This window comes from Pseudoxanthomonas sp. CF385 (assembly GCF_900104255.1).
Taxonomy (GTDB): Bacteria; Pseudomonadota; Gammaproteobacteria; order Xanthomonadales; family Xanthomonadaceae; genus Pseudoxanthomonas_A.
Window position 1 is genome coordinate 37,023 of the sequence record NZ_FNKZ01000003.1, and the last position, 13,478, is coordinate 50,500.

Here is a 13,478-nt window from a genome sequence, read left to right on the forward strand (position 1 = left end):
GCGGTCCATTTCGGAGCAATGCGCTTGAACGAGAACATCCTGTGGCTGCACGAGCTGCGCCTGGCCGACCTGGCCCGCGTCGGCGGCAAGAATTCGTCGCTGGGCGAGATGATCGGGCACCTGGCCAACCTGGGGGTCTCGGTCCCCGGCGGCTATGCGACCACGGCCGAGGCGTTCAAGGCCTTCATCGCCCACAACGACCTCTCCCAGCGCATCTTCGACAAGCTGGCCACGCTGGACGTGGAAGACGTGCCCGCCCTGACCGCGGCCGGCAAGGAAATCCGCGGCTGGGTCATCGACGCCCCGCTGCAGCCTGACCTGGACCGCGATATCCGCACCGCCTACGAGAAGCTCTGCGCCGAGAACGGCGGTGGTGACGTGGCCGTGGCCGTGCGCTCGTCGGCGACGGCGGAAGACCTGCCGGATGCCAGCTTCGCCGGCCAGCAGGAAACCTTCCTCAACGTCACCGGCGCCGACGACGTCGTGCACAAGGTCAAGGAAGTCTTCGCCAGCCTCTACAACGACCGCGCCATCGCCTACCGCGTGCACCATGGCTTCAAGCACGAGGACGTGTTCCTGTCCGCCGGCGTGCAGCTGATGGTGCGCTCCGGCGTGGGCGCTTCCGGCGTACTTTTCACGCTGGATACCGAGTCCGGCTTCCGCGACGTAGTGTTCGTCACCTCGTCCTTCGGCCTGGGCGAGATGGTCGTGCAGGGCGCGGTGAACCCGGACGAGTTCTACGTCTACAAGCCCACGCTGGCGCAGGGCAAGCCCGCGATCCTGCGCCGTGCGCTCGGCAGCAAGCTGCTGCGCATGGTCTATTCCGACGTGCCCGGCGAACGCGTGAGGATCGAGGACACACCGGCCGACCAGCGCAATCGCTTCTCGATCACCGATGAAGACGTGCACGAGCTCTCCAAGCAGGCGCTCGTCATCGAGAAGCACTACGGCCGCCCGATGGACATCGAGTGGGCGAAGGATGGCGTCACCGGCAAGCTGTTCATCGTGCAGGCCCGCCCTGAGACGGTGAAGTCGCGCGCCAAGGCGACGCAGATCGAACGCTATGCGCTGGAGAAGCGCGGCGAGGTGATCGCCGAAGGCCGTGCGATCGGCCAGAAGATCGGCAGCGGCGTGGCCCGCGTGGTGCGCTCGCTGGACGACATGGCCCGCGTGCAGCCCGGCGACGTGCTGGTCGCCGACATGACCGACCCGGATTGGGAACCGGTGATGAAGCGCGCCAGTGCCATCGTCACCAATCGCGGTGGCCGTACCTGCCACGCCGCGATCATCGCGCGTGAGCTGGGCGTGCCCGCCGTCGTCGGTACCGGCAACGCACTGGACCACATCACGGACGGCGCCGAAGTCACCGTCAGCTGCGCCGAAGGCGACACCGGCTTCATCTATGCCGGCGCCCTGCCCTTCGAGCGCACCACCACCGACCTGGCGGCGATGCCGGCGGCGCCGCTGAAGATCATGATGAACGTGGCCAACCCGGAGCGCGCGTTCGACTTCGGCCAGTTGCCGAACGCCGGCATCGGCCTGGCGCGGCTGGAGATGATCATCGCCAGCCACATCGGCGTGCATCCGCTCGCCCTGCTGGAATACGACCGCCAGGACCTGGACGTCCGCAAGAAGATCGACGCCAAGACCGCGGGCTATGCCGATCCGGTGAGCTTCTATGTCGATCGCCTGGCCGAAGGCATCGCCACGATCACCGCCTCGGTGGCGCCGAACCCGGTGATCGTGCGCCTGTCGGACTTCAAGTCGAACGAGTACGCCAACCTCATCGGCGGCAGCCGCTACGAGCCGCACGAAGAGAACCCGATGATCGGTTTCCGTGGGGCGAGCCGCTACGTCGATGCGTCGTTCGAACCGGCATTCGCCCTCGAGTGCCAGGCCGTCCGCCGCGTGCGCGACGAGATGGGCTTGGACAACCTGTGGGTAATGATCCCGTTCGTGCGCACGCTGGAGGAAGGCCGCAAGGTCATCGACGTGCTGGCCAAGCACGGCCTGCGCCAGGGCGAGAACGGCCTGAAGATCATCATGATGTGCGAAGTGCCGTCGAACGCGCTGCTCGCCGAGGAATTCCTCGACATCTTCGACGGCTTCTCGATCGGCTCCAACGACCTGACCCAGCTGACCCTGGGCCTGGACCGCGACTCCTCGATCGTCGCCAACCTCTTCGACGAGCGGAATCCCGCGGTCAAGAAGATGCTGTCGATGGCCATCAAGGCCGCGCGCACCAAGGGCAAGTACATCGGCATCTGCGGTCAGGGTCCCAGCGACCATCCGGACCTGGCGGAATGGCTGATGGCCGAAGGCATCGAGTCCGTTTCGCTGAATCCCGACACGGTTGTGGATACCTGGCTGCGCCTGGCGAAGACCAAGGCGGGCTGATACAGCCGTCCCTTCTTCACGCGAAGACGGTTACCATCGTTGAAACATACTGCACGCCCCTGACGGGGCGTGCTGCATTTCAGGAGTTCCGATGTCCGCCCCCGCGAAAACGCCGCAGACCCTGCCTGAAATCCCGATGGAGCCGGCCGCGATCGTCAGCGCATTGCAGAGATTCGATTGGCAGGCCTGGGGCATGAAGCTGCTCGCAGCCGTCGTCATCTTCCTGGTCGGCATGTGGCTGGCCAAGCGTCTGAGCGCCGGGTTGGAGCGCGTGTTGGGACGCACCCATGCGGACGCCACGCTGGGCGGCTTCCTTCGTCGCGCCAGCTACGCCGCGATGATGGTGCTCGTCATCATCACCGCGCTCACGTCGCTGGGCGTGAACCCCACCTCGATGTTGGCGGTGCTCGGCGCCGCCGGCCTGGCCGTGGGCCTGGCGCTGAAGGATTCGCTGTCCAACATCGCCTCGGGCGTGATGCTGATCGTGCTGCGCCCGTTCCGCGACGGCGACTATGTGCAGGCGGCCGGGCTGGAAGGCATCGTCGAGGAAGTCCGCATCTTCCAGACGCGGATGCGCACGCTCGACAACCGCCTGATCGTGCTGCCGAACAGCCTGATCACGACCGCGCCGATCATCAACTTCACCGCCAAGCCTCGCCGCCGCATCGACATCCCGGTGGGCGTGGGCTACGACGACGACCTCAAGCAGGCGAAGGCCATCCTGCTGAAGATCGCCCAGGACCATCCCCACGTGCTGGACGAACCCGCGCCGAGCGTGGTCGTCAACAAGCTGAGCGAAAGCAGCGTGGACCTGATCCTGCTGGCGTGGACGAAGACGCCGGATTTTGGCCCGACCAAGAGCGATCTCACCGAAGCCGTACGCACCGAGATCATCGGCCAGGGGCTCAACATCCCCTATCCACAGCGAGACCTGCACGTGTACCACCACAACGGCGACGGCGCCCCATTGGGCGATATCGTCACCAAGGGCGTGGTCGACGACGGCGACGTGGCCAAGCCGGCCCCGTAAACGCCTGCCGGCTTACTCGCCGGCCAGCGCCGCCATGTGCTTGCGGTAGTGGCGCAGTTCGTCGATCGAATCGCGCACATCGCTCAGCGCGGTATGGCTGGCCTGCTTGCGTACGCCCTCCAGCACCTGCGGCGCCCAGCGGCGCGCCAGCTCCTTGAGCGTGCTGACGTCGAGGTTGCGGTAGTGGAAGTACTTCTCCAGGCGCGGCATCAGGCGATGCAGGAAGCGGCGGTCCTGGCAGATCGAATTGCCGCACATCGGCGAGGCGCCCGCCGGCAGCCATTCGTTGAGGAACGCCACGGTCTGCGCCTCGGCCTGCCCCAGCGTCACCTCGCTTTCCACCACGCGCTTCCACAGGCCTGACTTGCCGTGCTGGTTGCGGTTCCAGTCGTCCATGGCTTCCAGCACCGCGACCGGATGCGCGATCGCGAATTCCGGGCCCTCGGCCAGCACGTTCAACTTGGAATCGGTGACCACCGTGGCGATCTCGAGGATCGAATCGCGGTCCGTATCCAGCCCGGTCATTTCCAGGTCGATCCAGATCAGGCGGTCGTTGTGCGCGTGGTTCGAGGTCATGCGGTGGTCCGTGGCGGAAGGAAAGCCCGGACATCCTCGCCGGGAATGCGGGCCTGCCGCATCATGTCATGATAACGCAGACCCCTCCCGCGACCGGCCCATGAATCCTTCGACCGATCACGCCGTCCTCACCGCGATGCTGGCACCGGCGTTCTTCCTCACGGCGACGGCCTCCCTGCTGCTCTCGGCCAACAATCGCCTGGCCCGCATCATCGATCGCGCCCGCACGCTGCTGCGCGAACTGGCGGACGTGGAGGACGACACGGAGCGCGGCCTGCTGGAGAAGCGGATCGGGCTGCAACGCCTGCGCAGCCTGATCATCCTGCGCGCGGGCCAGCTGCTGTACGCGGCGATCAGCTGCTTCGTCGGCACCAGCCTGGCGGTCGCGGTAGACACGTTCACCGGACATCGCCTCGGCTCGTTGCCCACCTGGCTCGCCGCGCTGGGCGTGGTCGCCATGCTGGCGGCCAGCCTGCTGCTGGCGCGCGAGTCGACGTTGGCGGTCACCGCCATCAACGAAGAAATGGACCACCGCAAAGTGAAGCGGAAGATCCCTGCCTCGCAGGCCTAGACCAGCGGGCGCCCGCGCTTGGCGCGGAAGTAGTTGGTCAAGCGGCGTCCTGCCTCCTCGCCCAGCACGCCGCCTTCGACCTCGATCCGGTGGTTGTGGCGGGGATCGGCGATCAGGTCGAACACGCTGCCGCAGGCGCCCGTCTTCGGATCGGTGGCGCCATAGACCACGCGCGCCACGCGCGCGTGCACCAGCGCCATCGCGCACATTGCGCAGGGTTCGAGGGTGACATACAGCGTGCAGTCGACCAGGCGGTGGTTGCCCGTCGCCCTGCCCGCTTCGCGCATCGCCACGATCTCGGCATGCGCCGTGGGGTCGTGATCGAGGATGTTGCGGTTCCAGCCTTCGCCGAGCACTTGGCCGTCGGCGCCGACCAGCACGGCGCCCACGGGGATCTCGTCGAACTCGCGCTCGGCCCGGTCCGCCAGCGTGAACGCGTGGCGCATCCAGTGCTCGTCGTCGCGGGCCGCCATCACTCCCACTCGATGGTGGCCGGCGGCTTGCCCGAGATGTCGTAGACCACGCGCGAAACGCCGCGCAGCTCGTTGATGATGCGGTTGGACACGGTGCCGAGGAAGTCGTACGGCAAGTGCGCCCAATGCGCGGTCATGAAGTCGATCGTGTCGACCGCACGCAGCGCGATCACCCATTCGTAAGCGCGCGCATCGCCGACCACGCCCACCGATTTCACCGGCAGGAACACCGCGAATGCCTGCGAAGTCTTGTCGTACAGGTCGGCCTTGCGCAGTTCGTCGATGAAGATCGCGTCCGCCTTGGCCAGCAGCTCGGCGTACTCCGGCTTCACTTCGCCCAGGATGCGCACGCCCAGGCCGGGGCCCGGGAACGGATGGCGATAGACCATCGTACGCGGCAGGCCGAGCTCGACGCCGAGGCGACGCACTTCGTCCTTGAAGAGCTCGCGCAACGGCTCGACCAGGCCCAGCTTCATGTGCTCGGGCAGGCCGCCGACGTTGTGGTGGCTCTTGATGACGTGCGCCTTGCCGGTCTTGCTGCCGGCGGACTCGATCACGTCCGGATAGATCGTGCCCTGCGCCAGCCACTTGGCATTCTTCAGTTTGTTCGATTCTTCCTCGAAGATCTCGACGAACAGGTTGCCGATGATCTTGCGCTTGGCTTCCGGATCGGCGACGCCTTCCAATGCCTTGAAGTAGCGGTCCGCAGCGTTCACGCGCACGACCTTCACGCCCATGTGCTCGGCGAACATCGCCATTACCTGGTCGCCTTCCTGCCAGCGCAGCAGGCCGGTGTCGACGAACACGCAGGTCAGCTGCTCGCCAATCGCCTTGTGCAGCAGCGCCGCGACCACGGACGAATCGACGCCGCCGGACAGACCGAGGATGACCTCATCCGAACCGACCTGCTCGCGCACGCGGGCGATCTGGTCCTCGATGATGTTGGCGGCCGTCCACAACGTCTTGCAGCCGCAGATCTCCGCCACGAATCGGCGCAGCAGCGTCTGGCCCTGCTTGGTGTGGGTGACTTCCGGATGAAACTGCACGCCGTACCAGCGCTTCTCTTCCAGCGCCATCGCCGCGACCGGGATGCGGTCGGTGGTGGCGGTGATCGTCCATCCCGGCGGCGCCTTGGCGACGTGGTCGCCGTGGCTCATCCACACGTCGATGCGCGGCGCGCCCTGGTGGTCGCTCAGGCCGCCCAGCAATGCGTCGTGCGCGACCAGCTGCACTTCGGCATGGCCGAATTCGCGCGCATCGGCCGCTTCCGTCGCACCGCCCAGCTGTGCGGCCAACGTCTGCATGCCGTAGCAGATGCCGAGGATCGGCAGGCCGCTGTCGAAGACCTGCTGGGGCGCCGCGGGCGCGCCATGCTGGGTCGTCGATTCCGGGCCGCCGGACAGGATGATGCCCTTGGCGCCGAACTTCGCGATTTCCTCCGGGTCGTGGTCCCACGCCCAGATTTCGCAGTAGACGCCGATCTCGCGGATGCGGCGGGCGATCAGCTGCGTGTACTGCGCGCCGAAGTCGAGGATGAGGATCTTGTCGGTGTGGATATTCGTCATGGTGTCCTGCGGCTATAAACGAAGAAGGGAAACGCTGGCGTCTCCCTTCTCTGGCAACGATCAGCCCATCCGGTAGTTCGGTGGTTCCTTGGTGATCTGCACGTCATGGACGTGGCTCTCGCGCTGGCCGGCGCCCGTGATGACCACAAACTTCGGCTTGCTGCGCATGTCCTCGATGGTGGCGCAGCCCACGTAACCCATCGTGGCGCGCAGGCCGCCGACCAGCTGGTGGACGATGCCGCCGACCGAGCCGCGATACGGCACGCGGCCTTCGATGCCTTCCGGCACCAGCTTGTCCGCGTCGCTGGCGTCCTGGAAATAGCGGTCCTTGGACCCCTTCTCCATCGCGCCCAGGCTGCCCATGCCGCGGTAGCTCTTGTAGCTGCGGCCCTGGAAGAGTTCGACTTCGCCCGGGGCTTCCTCGGTACCGGCGAACAGGCCGCCGATCATCACCGTGGACGCGCCCGCGGCGATCGCCTTGCCGATGTCGCCGGAATAGCGGATGCCGCCGTCGGCGATCAGCGGGATGCGGTCCTGCAGCGCCTCGGCGACCATGTCGATCGCGGTGATCTGCGGTACGCCCACGCCGGCCACCATGCGGGTGGTGCAGATGGAGCCCGGGCCCACGCCGACCTTCACCGCGTCGGCACCGGCGTCCATCAGCGCCAGCGCGGCATCGCCGGTGACGATGTTGCCGCCGATGACCTGCAGCGACGGGAAGCGCTTCTTGACCCAAGTGACGCGGTCCAGCACGCCCTGCGAGTGGCCGTGCGCGGTGTCGACGATGATCACGTCCACGCCCGCGGCGACCAGGGCTTCGACGCGCTGGTCGGTATCACCGCCCACGCCGACCGCGGCGCCGACGACGAGACGGCTGGCGCTGTCCTTCGCGGCGTTGGGGTTGTCGGTCTTCTTCTGGATGTCCTTGACGGTGATCAGCCCGCGCAGCTCGAAGCCGTCGTTGACCACCAGCACCTTCTCGATGCGGTGCTTGTGCAGCAGCTGCAGCACTTCGCCGTCGCTGGCGCCTTCGCGCACGGTGATCAGGCGATCCTTCTTGGTCATGATGTGGCGGACCGGATCGTCCAGCTTGGTCTCGAAGCGCATGTCGCGGCTGGTGACGATGCCGACCAGCTGGCCGCCATCCACCACCGGCACGCCGGAGATGTTGCGGGCGCGGGTGAGCTTGAGCACCTCGGCAATCGTCGTTTCGGGCCCGACGGTGAAGGGCTCCTTGATGACACCGGCTTCGAACTTCTTGACCTTGGCCACTTCGGCGGCCTGCTGTTCGACGGTCAGGTTCTTGTGCAGGATGCCTATGCCGCCCAGCTGGGCCATGGCGATGGCCAGGCGGGCCTCGGTGACGGTATCCATGGCGGCCGAGACGATCGGCAGCTTCAGCCGCAGGTCGCGCGTCAGGCGCGTTTCCAGGCTGACATCCTTGGGCAGGACGGTGGAATGGGCGGGGACGAGGGAGACGTCGTCGTACGTCAGTGCTTCAGCCTGGATGCGCAGCATCGGCGGGCCCGGATAGTTGGGGAAGCGCGGCATTATACCCTGATTGGCGAGACTTCCGCCTGCCGTCATCGGCGGAACAATGCTTTCCCGCAGGCATCATCGGGGCAGCTGTGGGAGCGACGTAAGTCGCGAGGCTTTCCTGGCGCCGCTATCGCGACTTACGTCGCTCCCACGGCTCTCCCAAGCCTTTTCAGCCTGTCGCTTCGGCTGCTTCCAGGGTGTTCTGCATCAGGGTGGCCACCGTCATCGGTCCGACGCCGCCGGGGACCGGGGTGATCCAGCTGGCCCGCTCTGCGGCCGCTTCGAAGCCCACGTCGCCCACCAGGCGACCGTCGTCCAGCCGGTTGATGCCCACGTCGATGACCACCGCGCCCGGCTTCACCCATTCGCCGGGGATCAACCCTGGCTTGCCGGCCGCCACCACCAGGATGTCGGCGTCGCCGACCCGGGCCTGCAGCACCTCGCGTGGGGTGAACTTGTGGCAGCTGGTGACCGTGCAGCCGGCGATCAGGAGCTCCAGCGCCATCGGACGGCCCACATGGTTGCTGACCCCCACGATGGTGGCGTTGCGGCCCCGCACGGGCTGGTCCGTATAGCCCAGCAGCGTGGTGATGCCACGCGGCGTGCACGGGCGCAGACCGAACTGGCGCAGCGCCAGATGGCCCACGTTGGCCGGATGGAAGCCGTCCACGTCCTTGAGCGGGTCGATGCGCTCGATCAGCCGGGTCGCGTCCGGGATGCCCGGCAGCGGCAACTGGATGAGGATGCCGTGGATCTTGGGGTCGGCATTCAGCTGGTCGATCAGGGCAAGCAGCTGCGCCTCGGTCGTCCCCGCCGGCAGGTCGTAGTCGAAGGCCTCGATCCCGACCTTCTCCGCCGCCCGGCGCTTGTTGCGCACATAGACGGTCGACGCCGGATCGCCGCCCACCAGCACCACCGCCAGCCCGGGCCGCGCCTGGCCGCGGGCGACGCGCGCGTCCACCCGGACCTTGAGTTCGTCCAGCAGGTTCTCGGCGATGCGGCGGCCGTCCAGGATTCGGGCAGTCATGGGAACGTGGGGTGTAGAGTCGGCGCGTATTGTCCCCGATTCCGGCATGGGTGTCTTTGACGCACGCACCACGCCTACCGCGTGGGGGCCGGTTCCGCGACCGATGTCGCGCCCTCCACCCTTTTCTCCGGATACACCGATGACCGACACGACCGCCCTCGAAGCCGCCGCCTTCCGCCGCTTGCTCAAGCACCTCAATGAAGACCGGCACGACGTGCAGAACATCGACCTGATGATCCTCGCCGGCTTCTGCCGCAACTGCCTCGCCGACTGGTACAAGGACGCCGCCGATGCCGCGGGCGTGCCGATGGACAAGGAACAGGCGCGCGAGCGCATCTACGGCATGCCGTTCGCCGAGTGGAAGGCACGCCACCAGCGCGAGGCGACGCCGGAGCAGCTCGTCGCGTTCAAGGCGGCGCAGGAACGGCATGGCTAGGACGCGGCGGATGCTGGCCTGGATCGCAGGCGCCCTCCTCGCCACCTATCTCGCCCTGTGCGTCCTGCTGTACCTGCAGCAACGACGCCTGATCTACTACCCGCAGTTCACGCGGGTCGATGCGGGCCAGACGGACTTTTCGCTGGCCCGTCCGGATGCCGTGCTGCGCGGTTGGGTGGTCAACCCCGGCCGAACGCACGCGCTGCTGTACTTCGGTGGCAATGCCGAATCCGTGGACGCAAACCGTGAAGCGTTCGCGCGCGCCCTGCCGTCGCACACGGTCTACCTCGTGGCGTATCGCGGTTACGGCGCCAGCGATGGAGCGCCTACGGAAACCGCGCTGCTCGCGGATGCCTTGGCCTTGCACGACGAGGTGGCGACGCGGCACCCCGACGGCCAAGTCGCCGTGGCCGGCCGCAGCCTGGGCAGCGGCGTGGCGACCCATGTCGCGGCCGAACGCGACGTGTCGTCCTTGATCCTCATCACGCCCTTCGACAGCCTGGTCGCGGTCGCGCAGGCGCACTACCCGATCTTCCCGGTACGCCTGCTGCTCGATGATCGCTACGATTCGACGGCGCGCCTGCCTCGTCACCGGGGAAAACTGCTGGTCCTGCGCGCGGGGCGAGACACCGTGGTCCCACCGCTGCATACCGATCGGCTGCTGACCGCCTTCAAGGGCCCGACACAGGTACAAGACTTTCCTGCTGCCGGCCACGACGACCTGTCGCTGGACCCGGCGTACTGGCCCGCCATCGGGTCCTTCCTCGACGCCGACGTAGAGTGAGCGCGCCGGCTATTCCTCTTCTTCCTCGCCGATAACTTCGGCGGCTTCCTCGTTCAGCGCCTTCGCCTCGCGCTTGGGCTTGGTGAACGGCGTCGGCGTCGGCTTGGTGGGCTTCGCATTGCCGTACACCGCCGGGATACCCGACCGCAGATCGCCTCCGGCGATCTCCAGTTCCAGACGCTCGGCATCGCGCCGGCGGATTTCCAGGGCGATGGTCTCCGCGTCCTCGCGCGAGATGCCCACACTCATCAGCGCCGCCTTGCCGAACTCCACCGCGGACTCGAAGGTTTCGCGGATCTGGTAGTCGACCCCGGCCCCGATCAGGGCCAGCGAATGCTCGCGATCGAACGAGCGCACCAGCACCTGGGCCTGCGGGAACTCGTGCTTGACCAGTTCGACGATCCGGTTCGCCGCTTCCTTGTCGTCGATGCAGATCGCGATGGACTGGGCGGTCTGCGCGCCGCAAGCACGCAGCACATCTAACCGGGTACCGTCGCCGTAATAGATCTTGAAGCCGAACTCCTCGGCGCTGCGGATCATCTCGATGTCGGTATCGATGATGGTCACGTCCACGTCGCGCGCCAGCAGCGACTGGCTCATGACCTGGCCGAAGCGGCCGAAGCCGATGATCAGCACGCTCCCGCTCAGGCCCTTGGCCTCTTCGATCCCCTCCATCGAGGGCGCGGCGGGGTGGGTGAAGCGGCGCAGCAGCAGCACGAACAACGGCGTCAGCGCCATCGACAGCACCACGATAGCGGTGAGGTTGGCATTGACGGTCGCGTCGATGATGCCGGCGGCCGCGGCCGCCGCGAACAGCACGAACGCGAACTCGCCGCCCTGCGCCATCAGCACCGCACGGTCCAGCGCTTCGGCGTGCGGGCTGCGGGTCACCCGCGCCACCGCGTAGATGCAGGCGGCCTTGACCACCATCATCGCCAGCACGGCGCTGACGATCAGCGGCCAGTTGCTCGCCACCACGCCCAGGTCGAGCGCCATGCCCACGCCCAGGAAGAACAGGCCCAGCAGGATGCCGCGGAACGGCTCGATGTCGGCCTCGATCTGGTGCCGGAAGGTCGATTCCGACAGCAGTACGCCGGCGAGGAAGGCGCCCATCGCCATCGACAGGCCACCGAGCTGCATCAGCAGCGCCGCGCCCAGCACCACGAGCAGCGCCGCCGCGGTCATCACCTCGCGCGCCTTCGCCGCCGCCAGCACCCGGAACAAGGGATTGAGCAGCCAGATGCCCGCCGCGATCAGGCCGGCCAGCGAGGCCACGCCGATGCCGATGGCGATCCAGCGCGACCCTTCCTCCGGCTGCACGACTTGGGGCGACATGAAGGCGACCAGCACCAACAGCGGCACAATCAACAGGTCTTCGAACAGCAGGATGGAGACGACCTTCTGCCCGTGCGGCAAGGCGACGTCGCCCCGCTCGGCCAGCAGCTGCATCACCACGGCCGTGGACGTCAGCACGAAGCCCATGCCACCGATGAACGAGACGGCCAGCGGATAGCCGAACGCCAGTCCCACGCCGGTCAGCAGCACGGTGCAGACGGTGATCTGCAGGGCGCCGAGGCCGAAGATCTGCTTGCGCAGGCTCCACAGGTGGCTGGGCCGCATCTCCAGGCCGATGACGAACAGGAACATCACCACGCCCAGCTCGGCGACGTGCAGAATGGACTGCGGATCGTTGAACCATTTCAGTCCGAACGGACCGATCGCAAGGCCGGCGGCCAGGTAACCCAGCACCGAGCCCAAACCCAGGCGCCGGAAGATCGGCACTGTCACCACCGCCGCGCCCAGCAGGGCGACGACACTCACCAGTTGGCTGGCACCGGATTCTGCACTCATGCCGCGAGTCTACCGGATGTCGCCCGACGCGAATGTCTCAGCCGTGCTCCATCACCGTTGCATGATGGCCACGACGGCGATAGAACGCCGCCCACACCGTCACCAGCACCAGAACCGCCGTGGTCACCGCGCCTGCCGCGAGCAGATTGATCCGGGGCAGCACCGGCCAGGCCGCCACCAGCACCGCCATGCCGATCAGATGCGAGAGCGGGAAGCGACCGTAGACGACGCGCTTGAACAGCGCGTTGCCCAGCAGGTACACCAGGGGCCCGCCGACGAGGACGGCGGCGTACTTCGCCGAAACAGGATCGAGGGGATGCGCCACCACCAGGTCATCCGCGACCGCGCTGACGATGACGCCCGCGATCAGGACGACGTGGACATAGTGGAAGTAAGCGCCGAGGCGGCCGGGATCGTCGGAGTGCTCGATCACGTGCGCCGCATCGCCACTGGAGGTATCGAAGTACATCCACCACATCGCGACGCACCCCACGAAGGAGACCGCGAACGCGATCCAGACGGCGAGCCCGGGATGATGCGCGTGCGCGAACGACGCGCCCGTGGCCAGCACCGATTCTCCCAGCGCGATGATGACGAAGAGCTGGCATCGCTCGGCCAGATGGCCGCCATCGATCGTCCAATCCGAAGTCCTTGAACGCCCAAGCCCCGGCACGGAGAAACCCGCCATCGGCGATACGTATTCGCAGGCGATCGCCAACAGCCACAGGGCCAGGCGCGTCGAGCCCTCGTTGACGCCGCCGGCGATCCAGAGCGTGGCCGACACCAGCAACCAGCACAACATCCGCAGGAAGTTGGGTGTCAACGCGTGCCCGCGGCCGAGACTGCCGAGCACGAACAGCGTGCGCCCCACCTGGATGGCCACGAAACTGATCGCGAACAGCAGCCCGCGTTCGCCGAACGCTTCGGGGATCGCCGCCGACACCAGCAATGCCAGCCCCATCAGCACCATCAGCATGGTGCGGATGACGAGATGTTCGGGATTGAACCAGTTGCTGACCCACGCCGTGTACTGCCATCCCAACCAGACGGCGAACCAGAGGATCGCGGTCTGCAGCACGCCCAGCGGTGTCAGGTGTTCCAGAAGATGGTGGGACAGTTGGGTGACGGCGAAGACGTACACCAGGTCGAAGAACAGCTCGATGTTGGCCACTTTCGCCGGCTGCCCAGCTACGCGCAGCAGCGGATGGGGATGGGTGGTCATGGCGTGA

At 66.9% G+C, this 13,478-nt stretch carries 12 protein-coding genes; 5 read left to right on the top strand and 7 right to left on the bottom strand.

Features of this window, described 5'->3' with window-relative positions; all coding sequences use genetic code 11:
• The first annotated feature begins 24 nt into the window (after positions 1-24).
• Together ppsA and BLT45_RS15590 are read left to right on the top strand one after the other, a co-directional pair.
• On the top strand, positions 25-2,397 hold the full coding sequence (ppsA, locus tag BLT45_RS15585; RefSeq protein ID WP_093303429.1) for a phosphoenolpyruvate synthase: 2,373 nt from the start codon (positions 25-27) through the stop codon (positions 2,395-2,397).
• 136 nt (positions 2,398-2,533) lie between these two features.
• The gene (locus BLT45_RS15590) at positions 2,534-3,427 is read left to right on the top strand and encodes a mechanosensitive ion channel family protein (RefSeq protein WP_254771931.1); all 894 of its coding nucleotides are present in this window, start codon (positions 2,534-2,536) and stop codon (positions 3,425-3,427) included.
• Between the two features lie 12 nt (positions 3,428-3,439).
• Here BLT45_RS15590 and orn read toward each other — a convergent pair whose 3' ends face one another.
• Positions 3,440-4,003, bottom strand: a complete 564-nt coding sequence (orn, locus tag BLT45_RS15595) for an oligoribonuclease (RefSeq protein WP_093302389.1) — start codon at positions 4,001-4,003, stop codon at positions 3,440-3,442.
• 100 nt (positions 4,004-4,103) lie between these two features.
• Between orn and BLT45_RS15600 the strand changes: the two genes are divergently transcribed.
• Entirely contained in the window at positions 4,104-4,574 is a 471-nt protein-coding gene (locus BLT45_RS15600) for a DUF2721 domain-containing protein (RefSeq protein WP_093302394.1), read from the top strand.
• Here the strand turns inward: BLT45_RS15600 and tadA are convergent.
• The 4 genes from tadA to folD all read right to left on the bottom strand — a co-directional run bounded on the left by tadA (position 4,571) and on the right by folD (position 9,178).
• Positions 4,571-5,047: a tRNA adenosine(34) deaminase TadA gene (gene tadA / locus BLT45_RS15605; protein WP_093302398.1), complete on the bottom strand. Its 477-nt coding sequence runs from the start codon at positions 5,045-5,047 to the stop codon at positions 4,571-4,573. The genes BLT45_RS15600 and tadA overlap by 4 nt on opposite strands.
• Positions 5,047-6,612 carry a glutamine-hydrolyzing GMP synthase gene (gene guaA / locus BLT45_RS15610; RefSeq protein ID WP_093302401.1) on the bottom strand — a complete coding sequence of 522 codons (1,566 nt, stop codon included), beginning with the start codon at positions 6,610-6,612 and terminating at the stop codon, positions 5,047-5,049. Before guaA ends, tadA begins: the two co-directional genes overlap by 1 nt.
• A gap of 60 nt (positions 6,613-6,672) precedes the next feature.
• Positions 6,673-8,130, bottom strand: a complete 1,458-nt coding sequence (gene guaB / locus BLT45_RS15615) for an IMP dehydrogenase (protein WP_093303439.1) — start codon at positions 8,128-8,130, stop codon at positions 6,673-6,675.
• 190 nt (positions 8,131-8,320) lie between these two features.
• The gene (gene folD / locus BLT45_RS15620) at positions 8,321-9,178 is read right to left on the bottom strand and encodes a bifunctional methylenetetrahydrofolate dehydrogenase/methenyltetrahydrofolate cyclohydrolase FolD (protein WP_254771925.1); all 858 of its coding nucleotides are present in this window, start codon (positions 9,176-9,178) and stop codon (positions 8,321-8,323) included.
• A gap of 139 nt (positions 9,179-9,317) precedes the next feature.
• On the opposite strand from folD, the gene BLT45_RS15625 reads away from it, so the two are divergent.
• Together BLT45_RS15625 and BLT45_RS15630 are read left to right on the top strand one after the other, a co-directional pair.
• Positions 9,318-9,614: a DUF1244 domain-containing protein gene (locus tag BLT45_RS15625; RefSeq protein ID WP_093302411.1), complete on the top strand. Its 297-nt coding sequence runs from the start codon at positions 9,318-9,320 to the stop codon at positions 9,612-9,614.
• 10 nt (positions 9,615-9,624) lie between these two features.
• On the top strand, positions 9,625-10,398 hold the full coding sequence (locus tag BLT45_RS15630; RefSeq protein WP_093302414.1) for an alpha/beta hydrolase: 774 nt from the start codon (positions 9,625-9,627) through the stop codon (positions 10,396-10,398).
• 9 nt (positions 10,399-10,407) lie between these two features.
• Here the strand turns inward: BLT45_RS15630 and BLT45_RS15635 are convergent, their stop codons facing one another.
• Together BLT45_RS15635 and BLT45_RS15640 are read right to left on the bottom strand one after the other, a co-directional pair.
• Positions 10,408-12,249 (bottom strand): monovalent cation:proton antiporter-2 (CPA2) family protein, encoded by a 1,842-nt coding sequence (locus tag BLT45_RS15635; protein WP_093302418.1) that lies wholly within the window; start codon positions 12,247-12,249, stop codon positions 10,408-10,410.
• Between the two features lie 37 nt (positions 12,250-12,286).
• The gene (locus tag BLT45_RS15640; protein WP_093302424.1) at positions 12,287-13,471 is read right to left on the bottom strand and encodes a low temperature requirement protein A; all 1,185 of its coding nucleotides are present in this window, start codon (positions 13,469-13,471) and stop codon (positions 12,287-12,289) included.
• Between the last annotated feature and the right edge of the window lie 7 nt (positions 13,472-13,478).

Bases quoted from the DNA above. Each gene is read 5' to 3' on its own strand.
- orn (WP_093302389.1), bottom strand. From the start codon at position 4,003: ATGACCTCGAACCACGCGCACAACGACCGCCTGATCTGGATCGACCTG.
- BLT45_RS15630 (WP_093302414.1), top strand. From the start codon at position 9,625: ATGCTGGCCTGGATCGCAGGCGCCCTCCTCGCCACCTATCTCGCCCTG.
- BLT45_RS15635 (WP_093302418.1), bottom strand. From the start codon at position 12,249: ATGAGTGCAGAATCCGGTGCCAGCCAACTGGTGAGTGTCGTCGCCCTG.
- guaB (WP_093303439.1), bottom strand. From the start codon at position 8,130: ATGCTGCGCATCCAGGCTGAAGCACTGACGTACGACGACGTCTCCCTC.
- folD (WP_254771925.1), bottom strand. From the start codon at position 9,178: ATGACTGCCCGAATCCTGGACGGCCGCCGCATCGCCGAGAACCTGCTG.
- BLT45_RS15590 (WP_254771931.1), top strand. From the start codon at position 2,534: ATGGAGCCGGCCGCGATCGTCAGCGCATTGCAGAGATTCGATTGGCAG.
- tadA (WP_093302398.1), bottom strand. From the start codon at position 5,047: ATGGCGGCCCGCGACGACGAGCACTGGATGCGCCACGCGTTCACGCTG.
- BLT45_RS15625 (WP_093302411.1), top strand. From the start codon at position 9,318: ATGACCGACACGACCGCCCTCGAAGCCGCCGCCTTCCGCCGCTTGCTC.
- guaA (WP_093302401.1), bottom strand. From the start codon at position 6,612: ATGACGAATATCCACACCGACAAGATCCTCATCCTCGACTTCGGCGCG.
- BLT45_RS15600 (WP_093302394.1), top strand. From the start codon at position 4,104: ATGAATCCTTCGACCGATCACGCCGTCCTCACCGCGATGCTGGCACCG.
- BLT45_RS15640 (WP_093302424.1), bottom strand. From the start codon at position 13,471: ATGACCACCCATCCCCATCCGCTGCTGCGCGTAGCTGGGCAGCCGGCG.